Source organism: Cupriavidus phytorum (assembly GCF_003254285.1).
In the GTDB taxonomy this organism is placed as follows: domain Bacteria; phylum Pseudomonadota; class Gammaproteobacteria; order Burkholderiales; family Burkholderiaceae; genus Cupriavidus; species Cupriavidus phytorum.
This window is the reverse complement of sequence record NZ_QKZN01000002.1, coordinates 158,245-172,875: the sequence shown is the minus strand read 5'-3', so window position 1 is coordinate 172,875 and position 14,631 is coordinate 158,245. Positions and strand designations below refer to the sequence as shown.

Annotated in this window: 12 protein-coding genes; 1 reads left to right on the top strand and 11 read right to left on the bottom strand. The window is 65.6% G+C overall.

The genetic code is table 11. The features are described from left to right. Nucleotides 1-28: 28 nt before the first annotated feature. From pstB to C7416_RS06060, 8 genes are all read right to left on the bottom strand, one after another. Nucleotides 29-817: a phosphate ABC transporter ATP-binding protein PstB gene (gene pstB, locus C7416_RS06095; RefSeq protein WP_018007822.1), complete on the bottom strand. Its 789-nt coding sequence runs from the start codon at nt 815-817 to the stop codon at nt 29-31. A 51-nt stretch (nt 818-868) separates the two neighbouring features. Beyond that, nucleotides 869-1,750 (bottom strand): phosphate ABC transporter permease PstA, encoded by an 882-nt coding sequence (gene pstA, locus C7416_RS06090; RefSeq protein ID WP_370866960.1) that lies wholly within the window; start codon nt 1,748-1,750, stop codon nt 869-871. 17 nt (nt 1,751-1,767) lie between these two features. After that, a complete protein-coding gene (gene pstC / locus C7416_RS06085) occupies nt 1,768-2,736 on the bottom strand; it encodes a phosphate ABC transporter permease PstC (protein ID WP_111517616.1) in 969 nt (322 codons plus the stop codon). A gap of 88 nt (nt 2,737-2,824) precedes the next feature. Further along, nucleotides 2,825-3,856, bottom strand: a complete 1,032-nt coding sequence (pstS, locus tag C7416_RS06080; protein ID WP_111517615.1) for a phosphate ABC transporter substrate-binding protein PstS — start codon at nt 3,854-3,856, stop codon at nt 2,825-2,827. Between the two features lie 231 nt (nt 3,857-4,087). Then, the gene (gene glmM, locus C7416_RS06075) at nt 4,088-5,431 is read right to left on the bottom strand and encodes a phosphoglucosamine mutase (protein WP_111517614.1); all 1,344 of its coding nucleotides are present in this window, start codon (nt 5,429-5,431) and stop codon (nt 4,088-4,090) included. A gap of 63 nt (nt 5,432-5,494) precedes the next feature. After that, complete coding sequence (gene folP, locus C7416_RS06070) at nt 5,495-6,286, bottom strand: dihydropteroate synthase (protein WP_240988211.1); 792 nt, start codon at nt 6,284-6,286, stop codon at nt 5,495-5,497. A 205-nt stretch (nt 6,287-6,491) separates the two neighbouring features. Continuing rightward, a complete protein-coding gene (ftsH, locus tag C7416_RS06065) occupies nt 6,492-8,375 on the bottom strand; it encodes an ATP-dependent zinc metalloprotease FtsH (RefSeq protein ID WP_012353229.1) in 1,884 nt (627 codons plus the stop codon). Between the two features lie 157 nt (nt 8,376-8,532). Beyond that, nucleotides 8,533-9,198, bottom strand: a complete 666-nt coding sequence (locus C7416_RS06060; RefSeq protein ID WP_111517612.1) for an RlmE family RNA methyltransferase — start codon at nt 9,196-9,198, stop codon at nt 8,533-8,535. Between the two features lie 262 nt (nt 9,199-9,460). On the opposite strand from C7416_RS06060, the gene C7416_RS06055 reads away from it, so the two are divergent. Then, the gene (locus C7416_RS06055) at nt 9,461-9,964 is read left to right on the top strand and encodes a YhbY family RNA-binding protein (RefSeq protein ID WP_111517611.1); all 504 of its coding nucleotides are present in this window, start codon (nt 9,461-9,463) and stop codon (nt 9,962-9,964) included. A gap of 51 nt (nt 9,965-10,015) precedes the next feature. On the opposite strand, the gene C7416_RS06050 is transcribed toward C7416_RS06055, so the two are convergent. From C7416_RS06050 to carB, 3 genes are all read right to left on the bottom strand, one after another. Further along, a complete protein-coding gene (locus C7416_RS06050; RefSeq protein ID WP_111517610.1) occupies nt 10,016-10,519 on the bottom strand; it encodes a DUF4149 domain-containing protein in 504 nt (167 codons plus the stop codon). 54 nt (nt 10,520-10,573) lie between these two features. Next, nucleotides 10,574-11,050: a transcription elongation factor GreA gene (greA, locus tag C7416_RS06045; RefSeq protein WP_062800714.1), complete on the bottom strand. Its 477-nt coding sequence runs from the start codon at nt 11,048-11,050 to the stop codon at nt 10,574-10,576. A 247-nt stretch (nt 11,051-11,297) separates the two neighbouring features. Next, complete coding sequence (gene carB / locus C7416_RS06040) at nt 11,298-14,546, bottom strand: carbamoyl-phosphate synthase large subunit (protein WP_111517609.1); 3,249 nt, start codon at nt 14,544-14,546, stop codon at nt 11,298-11,300. Between the last annotated feature and the right edge of the window lie 85 nt (nt 14,547-14,631).

Here is a 14,631-nt window from a genome sequence, read left to right as displayed (position 1 = left end):
ATGGATATGCTAGTCCCTGCCCTGCCTGTCAGCCGAAGCGGCCGGTGATGTAGTCTTCCGTTTCCTTGCGGTGCGGCTTGATGAAAATCTTCTCGGTCTCGCCGAACTCGATCAGTTCGCCCAGGTACATGTAGGCGGTGTAGTCCGAGCAGCGCGCCGCCTGCTGCATGTTGTGCGTCACGATCACCACGGTGTACTCGTCCTTCAGTTCGGCGATCAGTTCTTCGATGCGGCCGGTTGAAATCGGGTCGAGCGCGGAACACGGCTCGTCCAGCAGCAGCACTTCCGGGCGGATGGCGATACCGCGCGCGATGCACAGGCGCTGCTGCTGGCCGCCGGACAGGCCGTAGCCCGACTGGTGCAGCTTGTCCTTGGCCTCGTTCCACAGCGCCGCCTTGGTCAGCGCCCACTCCACGCGGTCGTCCATTTCCGAGCGCGAGAGCTTCTCGAACAGGCGCACGCCGAAGGCAATGTTGTCATAGATCGACATCGGGAACGGCGTCGGCTTCTGGAACACCATGCCGACCTTGGCGCGCAGCAGTGCGATGTCCTGCCTGGCGGTCAGCAGGTTGTCGCCGTCCATGTTGATCTCGCCCTCGGCGCGCTGCTCGGGATAGAGCGCGTACATCTTGTTGAAGGTGCGCAGCAGCGTCGACTTGCCGCATCCCGACGGGCCGATGAAGGCGGTGACCTTGCGGTCCGGGATCGACATGTTGATGTTCTTCAGGGCATGGAACTGGCCGTAATAGAAGTTCAGGTTGCGCACGTCGATCTTGGCGCGAACCGAATCGGGAATGTCGATGACGGTGGAGGTCATTGCGTTTTCTCGCTTGCAGTCTTGGGGCGGTCCGGATGACGGGCGCGCCGCTTATTTCTTGAACAGGATGCGCGCCAGGATGTTCAGGGCCAGCACGCCGATCGTAATCAGGAACACGCCCGCCCAGGCCAGTTGCTGCCATTCGGTGAACGGGCTCATGGCGAAGCGGAAGATCGTCACCGGCAGGTTGGCCATCGGCTTGTTCAGGTCGGTGGTCCAGAACTGGTTGGACAGCGCGGTGAACAGCAGCGGCGCGGTTTCGCCGGCGATACGAGCCACGGCCAGCAATACGCCCGTCACAATGCCGGCGTACGATGACTTCACCGTGATCGACAGCACCATCTTCCACTTGGGCGTGCCCAGGGCGAAGGCGGCCTCGCGCAGCGCGTTGGGCACCAGGTTCAGCATGTTTTCAGTGGTGCGCACCACGATCGGCACCTGCAGCAGCGCCAGCGCGCAGATGCCGGCCCAGCCCGAGAAGTGGCCCATGCGGGTCACCACCAGCGCGTAGACGAACAGGCCGATCACGATCGACGGCGCCGACAGCAGGATGTCGTTGATAAAGCGGATAAGGCTGGCCAGCGGCGAGCTCTTGCCGTACTCGGCCAGGTAGATGCCCGCCAGGATGCCCAGCGGCGTGCCGAACAGCGTGGCCATGCCGACCATCACGAAGCTGCCGAAGATGGCGTTGGCGAGGCCGCCGCCGGCGGTGTTGGGGGCCGGCGTCATCTGCGTGAACAGGTCCAGCGACAGCCCGCCGACGCCCAGCGTGACGGTGGTCCACAGGATCCACGCCAGCCAGAACAGGCCGAAGCCCATCGCCACCAGCGACGCGGTCAGCGCGTACAGGTTGACGCGGCGGCGGCGGCCCTGCAGGCGCGCGCGCACGGCATCGGCATCGGGACGGACGGCGGGAATCGATACGGAAGTCATGGCTTGGCTCGCTTGGCTCATTTTGCGCCCTCATTCTTGGCCAGTCGCAGCAGCAACAGCTTGGACAGCGCCAGCACCACGAAGGTGATGAAGAACAGGATCAGGCCCAGCTCCATCAGCGCGGCGGTATGCAGGCCGGCGCCGGCTTCGGCGAACTCGTTGGCGAGCGCCGAGGTGATGCTGTTGCCCGGCGAGAACAGCGAGGCGCTGTCCAGCAGGTTGGTGTTGCCGATCACGAAGGTGACGGCCATGGTCTCGCCCAGCGCGCGGCCCAGGCCCAGCATCACGCCGCCGATCACGCCGGCGCGGGTGTAGGGCAGCACCACGTTCCACATCACCTCCCAGGTGGTGCAGCCCACGCCGTAGGCGGATTCCTTGAGCAGCACCGGGGTGACCTCGAACACGTCGCGCATCACCGAGGCGATGTACGGGATGATCATGATCGCCAGGATCACGCCCGCGCACAGCAGGCCGATGCCCAGCGGCGCGCCCTGGAACAGCTTGCCGATCACCGGCAGCTGGCCCACCGTGGCGGCCAGCGGCTTCTGGAAATACTCGCCGAAGATCGGCGCGAACACCAGCAGGCCCCACATGCCGTACACGATCGACGGCACCGCGGCCAGCAGTTCGATGGCGGTGCCGAGTGGGCGGCGCAACCAGGCCGGCGACAGCTCGGTCAGGAACAGGGCGATGCCGAAGCTCACCGGCACCGCGATGATCAGTGCGATCAGCGAGGTCACGATGGTGCCGTAGATGGGCACCAGCGCGCCGTAGACATCGGCGGGAGGATCCCACTCCGCGGACCACAGGAAGCGCGCGCCGAAGGCCTCGATCGAGGGCCAGGCGCTGATCGCCAGCGAGACGATGATGCCGCCCAGCAGCAGCAGCGTCACGATCGCGGCGCCCCGCGTCAGGCCGCCGAACAGGATGTCGCCCATGCGGCTCGGGGGCTGGACGTTGCGGGTGTCGGAGGGGGTAGTCGCCATGTCGGAGAATTCAGGGTGGATCGCCGCTCCCGCCGGGGCGGGAGCGGACGCCGGCCGCGCGCTGGCGCGGGCCGGCAATGCCTTCAGATCAATACAGCGCCTTGCCCGAAGCGTCCTTCACGATGGTCTTCCAGGTCGTGCGGATCTGGTTGACCACGTTCTCCGGCAGCGGCACGTAGTCCAGGTCGGCAGCCATGCCGGTGCCGTTCTTGTAGGCCCAGTCGAAGAACTTCAGCACTTCCGCGCCCTGTGCCGGCTTGTCCTGGTTCTTGTGCACCAGGATGAAGGTGGCGCCGGCGATCGGCCAGGCATCCTTGCCCGGCTGGTTGGTCAGGATCTGGTAGTAGCTCTTGCTCCAGTCAGCGCCGGCGGCGGCGGCCTTGAAGGCGTCGTCACCCGGCTTGACCACGGCACCCGACGCGTTCTTCATGTTCACGTGGGTCATCTTGTTCTGCTTGGCGTAGGCGTACTCGACGTAGCCGATGGCGCCGTTCAGGCGCTGCACGAAGGCAGCCACGCCCTCGTTGCCCTTGCCGCCGGTGCCGCCGCCCGGCCAGTTGACCGTGGTGCCCTCGCCGACCGTGCCCTTCCAGTCAGCGCTGACCTTGGACAGGTAGTTGGTGAAGATGAAGGTGGTGCCCGAACCGTCGGCACGGCGCACCGGCAGGATGTCCTGGCTCGGCAGCTTGGCTTGCGGGTTCAGCGCCTTGATGGCGGGATCGTCCCACTTCTTGATCTTGCCCAGGTAGATGTTGGCCAGCACTTCGCCGGTGATGGTCAGCTCGCCCGGCTTCACACCCTGCAGGTTGATCACCGGCACCACGCCGCCGATCACGGTCGGGAACTGGACCAGGCCCTGCTTGTTCAGGTCCTCGTCCTTCAGCGGCGCGTCCGAGGCGCCGAAATCGACCGTCTTGGCACCGATCTGCTTGATGCCGCCCGACGAGCCGATGGATTGATAGTTGACCTTGTTGCCCGTTGCTTTGTTATATGCGTCGGCCCACTTGGAATACACGGGCGCCGGGAAGGAAGCGCCTGCACCGGTAATTTCCGCCGCGAACGCAGTACCCGCTACCACCATCGAAACGATGCCTGCCACGGCAGTCTTGACCAGCTTCATATGTCCTCCAGAGAACATTGGTTGGGAATGACAAATTTTTGACAAGACGAACTTTATGCTGCCTGTATGACAATTCCGTGACATCTTCAAATCTTCTTGAAACTGGCCTGCAGCAAGGTAATAGCGGGATGGTCCGGCGCTGCGGTGAGGGGAATATGACGGCGGTTAATTGCGGAGCTAGATAAAAAAACGCCGGGGCTAGCCCGGCGATAGTTTCTGGGATGGGCGCTATCAAGCACCCAGCGCGTCCGCCAGCTTCCTGGCCGCGCGCTCGGCCATCTCGGCCTGCTCCGCCTCGACCATCACGCGCACCACTGGCTCGGTGCCGGAGGCACGGATCAGCACCCGGCCTCGACCCTCCAGTTCCGGTTCCACCGCGGCACGCGCCGCCTGCAGGCCGGCATGGGTCTGCCAGTCGAAGCCCTTCTGCACGCGCACATTGATCAGCGTCTGCGGGAACAGCTTCACGCCGTCGAGCAGTTGCGCCAGGGTCTTGCCGCTGCGGCGCAGGGCGCCCAGCACCTGCAGCGCCGAGACGATGCCATCGCCGGTGCTGTGGCGGTCCAGGCACAGCAGATGGCCCGAGCCCTCGCCACCCAGCGTCCACTTGCGCTTGTTCAGCTCCTCCAGCACATAGCGGTCGCCCACCTTGGCGCGCACGAAATCGACGCCCTCGCGCTTGAGCGCCAGTTCCACCGCCATATTGGTCATCAGCGTGCCGACCGCGCCGGGAACCGCCTGGCCCGCGGCCTGGCGGTCGCGCACGATCAGATACAGCAGCTCGTCGCCGTTGTAGAGCCGGCCATCCGCATCGACCACCTGCAGCCGGTCCGCATCGCCATCGAAAGCCAGGCCCAGGTCCGCGCCGTTGGTCTTGACCGCCTCGATCAGCTTCTCCGGCGCAGTGGCGCCGTAGCCCGCGTTGATATTGCGGCCGTTCGGCTGGTTGCCGATGGCGACCACGTCGGCGCCCAGCTCATGGAACACCGGCGGCGCAATGTGATAGGCCGCGCCATGGGCGCAGTCGACCACCAGCTTCAGGCCATGCAGGTCCTGCTCGTACGGGAAGGTGCTCTTGCAGAATTCGATATAGCGGCCGGCGGCATCGTCGATGCGGCGGGCGCGGCCAAGGTCGTCGGACGGGGCGCATACCATGGGCTCGTCGAGCGCCGCCTCGATCGCCGCCTCGACCGCGTCGGGCAGCTTGTCGCCGCTGGCCGAGAAGAACTTGATGCCGTTGTCGTAGTAAGGGTTGTGGCTGGCCGAGATCACCACGCCGGCCGACAGCCGCAGCGCCCGCGTCAGGTAGGCGATGCCGGGGGTCGGCAGCGGGCCGGTCAGCAGCACATGCACGCCCGCCGAGGTAAAGCCGGCCTCCAGCGCGGCTTCCAGCATGTAGCCCGAAATGCGTGTGTCCTTGCCGATCAGCACGGTCGGCTTGCCTTGCCCGGTCCTGGCGCCGTGCGCCAGCACCTTGCCCGCGGCATGGCCCAGCCGCATCACGAAGTCCGGCGTGATCGGCGCATCGCCGACCTTGCCCCGCACGCCGTCGGTCCCGAAATACTTGCGTGTCATTCCTTGTTTCCCTTTCTCTTCTGTGTTCTGTCTTGGTGGCGCTGACTGGTGTCGGCGCCTGGCTCAGCCCGCGCTGACGGATTCGTTGCGCACGGCCCACCAGGTCTTCACGGCATCGACGGTCTGCTGCACATCATGCACCCGCACGATCCACGCACCGCGCTCCACCGCACAGACCGCCGCGGCAATGCTGGCGGCGACGCGCTGCTGCGGCGGCCGGCCGCCCAGGATGGCGCCCAGCGTGGACTTGCGCGAGATGCCCGCCAGCACCGGCAGGCCGTCAAGCGCCAGCTGCGGCAACTGCCCGAGCAGGCGCAAATTATGATCCGGTGTCTTGCCGAAGCCAAATCCCGGATCGAGGCAAATCCGCGCATCGTCGATCCCGGCGGCGCGCAGCACCGCGACGCGCCCGGCCAGGAACTGCGCGACCTCGGCGACCACATCGTCGTAGTGCGGGTCTTCCTGCATGGTCTGCGGATCGCGCTGCATATGCATCACGCACAGGCCCGCCTGTCCGTCCGCCACCGCCTCGACCGCGCCGGGCATGCGCAAGCCCCAGATATCGTTGATGAGATCCGCTCCGGCCGCAAGCGCGGCGCGCATGACCTCGGGCTTGTAGGTGTCGATCGACAGCGGCTTGCCGCAATCGCGCAGCGCTTCCACCACGGGGATCACGCGCGCCAGCTCGTCCGCCAGCGGCAGCGCGGCCGAACCGGGCCGGCTCGATTCCCCGCCGATGTCGATGATGTCGACGCCCTCGGCAATCATCTGCTCGGCATGGCGCAGCGCCGCGTCGCGGCTGGCGTGCTGGCCGCCGTCGGAAAAGGAGTCGGGCGTGACGTTGAGGATGCCCATCACCAGCGGACGCCGGTCCAGGGCAAAGCGGAAACGGCCGCACTGGAAGTGCCGGGTCTGAGTGGTCTGCTGCAAGGTAGGAAGGCTTTGGCGATGCGCGCGGCTGGGCCGCACAAAAAGGAAAAGCCGGTGCACCAGGCACCGGCTTCAGGGGGAGGCACTACACAGCCATCGCTACAGCGTCGTCAGTGGGACGAGCGCCGGGTCAGGCCGTGGCGGGCGCGTTGGTCGGCGCCACCGGCGAGCCGCCCGAGGGCGTGCTGCCGCCACCGTTCGGGCCCGACGCGCTGCGCGGCGGACGCGGCGGCTTGCCGGCCATGATGTCGTTGACCTGGTCGGCGTCGATGGTTTCCCATTCCATCAGCGCGTTGGTCATGGCCTCGACCTTGTCGCGGTTCTCTTCGAGCAGGCGCTTGGCCAGCGCGTATTGCTCGTCGATGATGCGACGGATCTCGGCGTCGACCTTCTGCTGCGTGGCTTCCGACACGGTCTTCGACGACAGCTTGCCGAACATGCCGTCCTGCTCGGTATCGACGTAGACCATCGCACCCAGCGAATCGCTCATGCCGAAGCGGGTCACCATGTCGCGCGCGATCTTGGTGGCGCGCTCGAAGTCGTTGGAAGCGCCGGTGCTCATGGCGTTGAGGAAGACCTCTTCCGCCGCGCGGCCGCCAAACAGGATGGCGACCTCTTCCAGCATGCTGTCCTTGTACTTCGAATACTTGTCATGTTCCGGCAACTGCCAGGTCACGCCCAGCGCCCAGCCGCGCGGCATGATGGTGACCTTGTGCACCGGATCGGCCTTGGGCAGCAGCTTGGCCACCACCGCATGGCCGGACTCGTGGTAAGCCGTGGCGCGGCGCTCTTCCTCGCGCATCACCGTCGACTTGCGCTCCGGACCCATGTAGATCTTGTCCTTGGCATCCTCGAAGTCCTGCATGTCGACCACGCGCTTGTTGCGGCGGGCGGCAAACAGCGCGGCCTCGTTGACCAGGTTGGCCAGGTCGGCGCCCGAGAAGCCCGGGGTGCCGCGCGCGATCACCGAGGCATCGACGTCGTTGCCGATCGGCACCTTGCGCATATGGACCTTCAGGATCTGCTCGCGGCCGCGGATGTCCGGCAGGCCCACGTAGACCTGGCGGTCGAAACGGCCCGGACGCAGCAGCGCCTTGTCGAGCACGTCGGCACGGTTGGTCGCGGCGATCACGATCACGCCCGAGTTGGCCTCGAAGCCGTCCATCTCGACCAGCATCTGGTTCAGGGTCTGCTCGCGCTCGTCGTTGCCGCCGCCCATGCCGGCGCCACGATGGCGGCCGACCGCGTCGATTTCATCGATGAACACGATGCAGGGAGCCTGCTTCTTGGCGTTCTCGAACATGTCGCGCACACGCGCCGCGCCCACGCCGACGAACATTTCAACGAAGTCGGAACCGGAGATGCTGAAGAAAGGCACCTTGGCCTCGCCGGCGATGGCGCGCGCCAGCAGCGTCTTGCCGGTACCCGGAGGGCCGACCAGCAGCACGCCGCGCGGGATGCGGCCGCCCAGCTTCTGGAATTTCTGCGGGTCCTTGAGGAAGTCGACTAGCTCGACCACTTCTTCCTTGGACTCGTCGCAGCCGGCCACGTCCTGGAACGTGACGGCGTTCTGGTTCTCGTCGATCAGCCGCGCACGCGACTTGCCGAATGAGAATGCGCCGCCTTTTCCACCACCCTGCATCTGACGCATCATGTAGAACCAGAACACGATGATCAGCAGAGTCGGCCCGAGGTAATACAGGGCCTGAACCAGCACGTTGGGTTCGTCGTCCGCCTTGCCGGTGACCTGGACGCCGTACTTCATCAGGTCGCCGACCATCCAGATGTCGCCCGGCGAGATGATGGTGTACTTGGCCCCTTCCTTGGGCGAGACCACCAGGTTGCGGCCCTGCACGTCGACACGCGACACCTTGCCGTTCTTGGCGTCATCCATGAACTGCGAGTAGGTGACGCTGTCCTGCGCACGGGGCTTGTCGAACTGCTTGAAGACGGTAAACAACACCAGCGCGATCACGAGCCAGATTGCCGCCTTTTGAAACAGGTTGTTATTCAAGGCCGAACTCCTTTGCAATTGCCTTGCCAACGGATAGCTGCATTGTAATGCAGCCCCCGCCCTCGAGGGGAAACAGAGAAACTATGATGCCGATAGCACCGGGTGAGGGTATTTCCCTCTACATTTCTTCTTCCGCCCTGGCTCGTATCGAGATCGGTCAATCCACTGTCTTGAGGTAGCGCCCAAGGATAAAGGTTTCGGAAGACTTGTCGCGCGACGCCTTGGGCTTGCGCTTCGCGACCACTTTGAACTGCCGTTTGAACTTTTCCACGATCTGGCTGTAGCCGCTCCCGTGGAAACACTTTACCAGCAATGCTCCCTCCGGCTTCAGGTGGGCCTGCGCGAATTCAAGCGCCAGGTCGCACAGGTACTCGATCCGGGCGGCGTCGGCGGAGGCCACACCGGACAAGTTGGGGGCCATGTCGGACAATACAAGGTCGATCTTGTTGCCGCCCGAGACGTCCAGCACCACACTTTCGAGCTCGCGGAAGACCGACTCCTCGCGGAAGTCGCCCTGGATGAAAGTGACGTCGGCGACAGGCTCCATCGGCAGTAGGTCAATCGCCACGACGGCGCCATCGATCCGGCCATCCTTGGCCCGCGGCGAGTCGGCCAGCTTGTTGCGGGCGTACTGGCTCCAGCTGCCGGGCGCCGCGCCCAGGTCGACAATGACCTGGCCCGGCCGAATCAGCTTGTCCTGCTCGTCGATCTCCTTGAGCTTGTAAGCCGCGCGCGCGCGGTAGCCCTCGCGCTGCGCCATTTTTACGTACGGATCGTTGATGTGGTCGTGCAGCCACGAGTGGTTAAACTTGTTCTTTGCCATGCCAGATACCAGCCTGTTCCCTGCCCGCGCGCGCCGGCCGGGCCGGCGGCGCAGGTTTTCCTACTGTTTTGATGATTTTGCTGCCCGACAGTGCCGGATTGACGGATAATACGCGCCAATCCGCATCCCGGCTTGCCGCCTACCGGTGGCCGCCGGCAGCCTGTTCCCGTGCGCCGTGTCACGACCGGCGCGGGCGGCAGCGCCCGATTACCAGCGCCAAGCGCTCTATCACTATTTCAAGCGCCTTATCCGGCGCCAACCTATGCCTGCTCTACAACTCGTCCCTGCCCAGCGCTCCGACCTGCGCTCCCGTGCCCATGCCCTGAACCCGGTCGTGATGGTCGGTGCCGAAGGCCTGACCCGCGCCGTGCTGGCCGAAATCGACCGCAGCCTGGCCGCGCACGACCTGATCAAGATCCGCGTGTTCGGCGACGACCGCGAAGCCCGCATCGCCATCTACGAAGAAATCTGCGACCAGCTCAGCGCCGCGCCGATCCAGCATATCGGCAAGCTGCTGGTGGTCTGGCGTCCGGGCGAAGCCCGCCTGAAGGAGAACCAGGCCGAAGACCTCGGCCGGCACACGCCCGCGCGCCGCGGCGGCGCCGCCCCGCGCACGGTGACGGTGAAGAAGCCCAGCGCCGCGCCCAACCGCCGTCCGACTCGCAAGGAAGTTACGGTGCTCGGCAATGAGCGCGTCACCGCCGGCGGCAACGTCAAGCGCGCCCGCGCACGCCCGACCAGCCAGAAGAAGAAGTCCCTGGGCTGACCTCAGCCGGGAATACCCAAGTGGGCGCCGCCAGGCGCCCCGCTGCGGGACTCACTCCCCGGCCGAACGCGGCGCCGAAGCGCGCCACACCAGCGCCAGTGCCAGCAGGCTCTGCAACAGGTAAAAGGCGCTCGATACGCCGTGCAGCATGCCGAATTGCGACTTATACGGCGATTCCGACACCCCCACGCCCAGCGCCAGCGCCTTTTCCTTCAGGCTGCCCATGAACGGCTGGGTGCCGAAGTAGCCGACCAGCACGCAGCACAGCATGCCCAGCACCAGCCAGCGCAAACCGCGGTAACGCTGCGCGCCGCGCCGGATCATCACGTTGCACAGCACCAGCTGGAGCACGCCGATGGTCACGCCGACGATGGCTTCGGTATGGAACAGGTGACCGGCGATCATGCCCGCCATCTCGCGGCTGGGCAGCACCGAAAACAGCGTCGGCGCCACCATGTAACCGACGGTCCACAGGCTGCCCGCCCACACCACCGTCAGCAGCAGGAAGATGCGGTGCGGCAGCGGCGGCAGGTTGTTATAGGAAGTGGAGAACACAAGCCGGCCTTTCCGGTGGCCGTCGCGGGCACAAGCCCGCCGGCCGGGCCGGCATCAGATGTAGCGAACGGTAATGACTTCGTACTCACGCTCGCCGCCCGGGGCTAGCACGGTGGCGACATCGCCTTCGAATTTGCCAATCAACGCGCGCGCAATCGGCGAGCTGACCGAGATCTTGCCGGCTTCGAGGTCGGCCTCGTCGTCGCCGACGATCTGGTAGCTGACCGGATTGCCGGACTCCAGGTCTTCCAGGTCGACGGTCGCGCCAAAGACGATGCGGCCGTCGGTATCGAGCTGGGTCGGGTCGATGATCTGCGCCGCCGACAGCTTGGCCTCCACTTCCAGGATGCGGCCCTCGATAAAGGCCTGCTTTTCCTTGGCGGCATCGTACTCGGCGTTTTCAGACAGGTCGCCCTGGGCGCGCGCTTCGGAGATGGCATTGATCACCGCCGGACGCTCGACAGCCTTGAGGCGCTGCAGCTCTTCCTTCAGGAGCTCTGCGCCACGCTTGGTAATCGGAATGGTGCTCATGTCTTCGTTCAACAAAAAAATGAGCCGCAGCGGAGCTGGAGCCATCCCCGGCAAACCCCGCCAGGGCACTTCCGCTCAACCGCGGCTTTCAGACAGGATCGAACGCGGGCACGCCGGTTCGATCGACGAATTTGACGTAGTTTAGGCCAGGAAGCCCGCCGGCAGCAACTGCGGCGGGCTTCCCGGGCGCGGCCGCCGCAATGCGGCCGGCCCTGTTGCCATGTGTTGCCTGGTTACCTTGACGGCATCAGGCCAGCGAGGCATGCAGGCCCTGCAGGTCGTAGACCTCCAGGCTCTGCATGTGCTTCAGGCCTTCCACCGCGGCGCGCGCGCCGGCGATGGTGGTGTAGTAAGGAATGCGATGGGCCAGCGCCGAAATCCGGATCGAGCGCGAATCGGCGATCGCGCCGCGGGTTTCGTCCACGGTGGTGAACACCAGCGCCAGTTCGCCGTTCTTGATCATGTCCACGATATGCGGACGGCCGTCCTTGACCTTGTTGACCACCTTGACCGGGATGCCGGCGGCCTCGATCGCCGAGGCGGTGCCGCGCGTGGCAACGATCGGGTAACCCATGTCGTGCAGCATGCGGGCCACGGCCACGGCGCGCGGCTTGTCGCTGTCCTTCACGGTGATCAGTACGGCGCCCTTTTCCGGCAGGCGCGAGCCCGCGGCCAGCTGGCTCTTGAACAGGGCCTCGCCGAAGCTCTTGCCCACGCCCATCACTTCGCCGGTCGAGCGCATTTCAGGTCCGAGGACCGGATCGACGCCCGGGAACTTGTTGAACGGGAACACCGCTTCCTTGACGCTGTAGTACGGCGGGATGACCTCGTCGGCAATGCCCTGCTCGTCCAGCGACTGGCCCGCCATGCAACGTGCCGCGATCTTGGCCAGCTGCATGCCGGTGGCCTTGGACACGTACGGCACGGTACGCGAGGCGCGCGGGTTCACTTCCAGCACGTAGACGGTGTCGACACCGTTGTTCTGCTGGATCGCGAACTGCACGTTCATCAGGCCGACCACGTTCAGGGCGCGGGCCATGGCCGCGGTCTGGCGCTTCAGCTCGGCCACGGTCTCGGCCGACAGCGAGTACGGCGGCAGCGAGCAGGCGGAGTCGCCCGAGTGCACGCCGGCCTGCTCGATATGCTCCATCACGCCGCCGATAAAGACGCGCTTGCCGTCGCACAGGGCGTCGACATCGCACTCGATGGCGTCGTTCAGGAAGCGGTCGAGCAGCACCGGGGAATCGTTCGAGACCTTGACCGCTTCGCGCATGTAGCGCTCGAGATCGCGCGGCTCATGCACGATTTCCATGGCGCGGCCGCCCAGCACGTAGGACGGGCGCACCACCAGCGGGTAGCCGATTTCCTCGGCCAGGCGCAGCGCCTCGTCCTCGGCACGCGCGGTGCGGTTGGGCGGCTGGCGCAGGCCCAGGTCCTGCAGCAGCTTCTGGAAGCGCTCGCGGTCTTCGGCCGCGTCGATCATGTCGGGGCTGGTGCCGATGATGGGCACGCCGTTGCGCTCCAGGTCCAGCGCCAGCTTCAGCGGGGTCTGGCCGCCGTACTGCACGATCACGCCGACCGGCTTTTCCTTGTCGACGATCTCGAGCACGTCTTCCAGCGTCAGCGGCTCGAAGTACAGGCGGTCCGAGGTGTCATAGTCGGTCGACACGGTTTCCGGGTTGCAGTTGACCATGATGGTCTCGTACCCGTCCTCGCGCAGCGCCAGCGCGGCGTGCACGCAGCAGTAGTCGAACTCGATGCCCTGGCCGATCCGGTTCGGGCCGCCGCCCAGCACCATGATCTTCTTCTTGTCGGTCGGCGCCGCCTCGCACTCGCCATGCTCGGCCTCGTAGGTCGAGTACATGTAGGCAGTGTTGGTGGCGAATTCGGCTGCGCAGGTGTCGACGCGCTTGTAGACCGGGCGCACGTTCTGGGCGATGCGCGCCTCGCGCACGGCCTTGGCGTCGGTCTTCAGCAGCCGCGCCAGGCGGCGGTCGGAGAAGCCCTTCTGCTTCAGGAAGCGCAGTTCGGCGGTCGACAGGCTGTCGAGCGTGCGCGACTTGACCAGGCCTTCGGTGCGGACGATGTCCTCGATCTGGGCCAGGAACCACGGATCGATGGCGGTCTCGTGATAGACCTCTTCCAGCGACATGCCCAGGCGGAACGCGTCACCCACGTACCAGATGCGGTCCGGGCCCGGCTCGCCGATCTCCTCGACGATCTCGTCGCGGTCGGTGGACTTCTCGTCCAGGCCATCGACGCCCACTTCCAGCCCGCGCAGGGCCTTCTGGAACGACTCCTGGAAGGTGCGGCCCATCGCCATCACCTCGCCCACCGACTTCATCTGGGTGGTCAGGTGGCTGTCGGCCTGCGGGAATTTCTCGAAGGCGAAGCGCGGCACCTTGGTGACCACGTAGTCGATCGAGGGCTCGAACGAGGCCGGGGTGGCGCCGCCGGTGATCTCGTTCTTCAGCTCGTCCAGCGTGTAGCCGACCGCCAGCTTGGCCGCGACCTTGGCGATCGGGAAGCCGGTGGCCTTGGAGGCCAGCGCCGACGAGCGCGACACGCGCGGGTTCATCTCGATGACGATCATGCGACCGTCCTTCGGGTTGATCGAGAACTGCACGTTGGAGCCGCCGGTATCGACGCCGATCTCGCGCAGCACCGCCAGCGAGGCGTTGCGCAGGATCTGGTATTCCTTGTCGGTCAGGGTCTGCGCCGGGGCCACGGTGATCGAGTCGCCGGTGTGGATGCCCATCGGGTCCAGGTTCTCGATCGAGCAGATGATGATGCAGTTGTCCTGCTTGTCGCGGACCACTTCCATCTCGTACTCTTTCCAGCCCAGCAGCGATTCCTCGATCAGCAGCTCGCGCGTCGGCGACAGGTCCAGGCCGCGCTTGCAGATCTCTTCGAACTCTTCGCGGTTGTAGGCGATGCCGCCGCCGGTGCCGCCCAGGGTGAACGAGGGGCGGATCACGATCGGGTAGCCGCTGGTGCCGGTCTCCTGGGCGATGTGGGCCTGCACGGCCACGGCCTCGTCCATCGAGTGGGCGATGCCGGACTTGGCCGAGCCCAGGCCGATCTTGGTCATCGCGTCCTTGAACTTCTGGCGGTCCTCGGCCTTGTCGATGGCTTCGGGCGACGCGCCGATCAGTTCCACCTTGTACTTGTCCAGCACGCCATGGCGATGCAGGTCCAGCGCGCAGTTCAGCGCGGTCTGGCCGCCCATGGTCGGCAGGATCGCATCCGGGCGCTCCTTCTCGATGATGCGCTCGACCACTTCCCAGGTGATGGGCTCGATGTAGGTGACATCGGCCGTGGCCGGGTCGGTCATGATGGTCGCCGGGTTGGAGTTGACCAGGATGACCTTGAAGCCTTCCTCGCGCAGGGCCTTGCAGGCCTGGGCGCCGGAGTAGTCGAACTCGCACGCCTGGCCGATGATGATGGGGCCCGCGCCGATGATCAGGATGCTCTTGATGTCTGTGCGTTTTGGCATTGCACGCTCTCTTTATGGGCCGGCCCGCCTTGCCTGCGGACCGCGCCGGTAATCAGGGAATCCGTCCGGATTCGAAAATGTGGTC

What these genes read in the sequence shown, in the direction of transcription:
- C7416_RS06055 (WP_111517611.1), top strand. Translation starts at nt 9,461, where the DNA reads ATGCCTGCTCTACAACTCGTCCCTGCCCAGCGCTCCGACCTGCGCTCC.
- C7416_RS06060 (WP_111517612.1), bottom strand. Translation starts at nt 9,198, where the DNA reads ATGGCAAAGAACAAGTTTAACCACTCGTGGCTGCACGACCACATCAAC.
- pstS (WP_111517615.1), bottom strand. Translation starts at nt 3,856, where the DNA reads ATGAAGCTGGTCAAGACTGCCGTGGCAGGCATCGTTTCGATGGTGGTA.
- pstC (WP_111517616.1), bottom strand. Translation starts at nt 2,736, where the DNA reads ATGGCGACTACCCCCTCCGACACCCGCAACGTCCAGCCCCCGAGCCGC.
- pstB (WP_018007822.1), bottom strand. Translation starts at nt 817, where the DNA reads ATGACCTCCACCGTCATCGACATTCCCGATTCGGTTCGCGCCAAGATC.
- pstA (WP_370866960.1), bottom strand. Translation starts at nt 1,750, where the DNA reads ATGACTTCCGTATCGATTCCCGCCGTCCGTCCCGATGCCGATGCCGTG.
- folP (WP_240988211.1), bottom strand. Translation starts at nt 6,286, where the DNA reads ATGGGCATCCTCAACGTCACGCCCGACTCCTTTTCCGACGGCGGCCAG.
- greA (WP_062800714.1), bottom strand. Translation starts at nt 11,050, where the DNA reads ATGAGCACCATTCCGATTACCAAGCGTGGCGCAGAGCTCCTGAAGGAA.
- glmM (WP_111517614.1), bottom strand. Translation starts at nt 5,431, where the DNA reads ATGACACGCAAGTATTTCGGGACCGACGGCGTGCGGGGCAAGGTCGGC.
- carB (WP_111517609.1), bottom strand. Translation starts at nt 14,546, where the DNA reads ATGCCAAAACGCACAGACATCAAGAGCATCCTGATCATCGGCGCGGGC.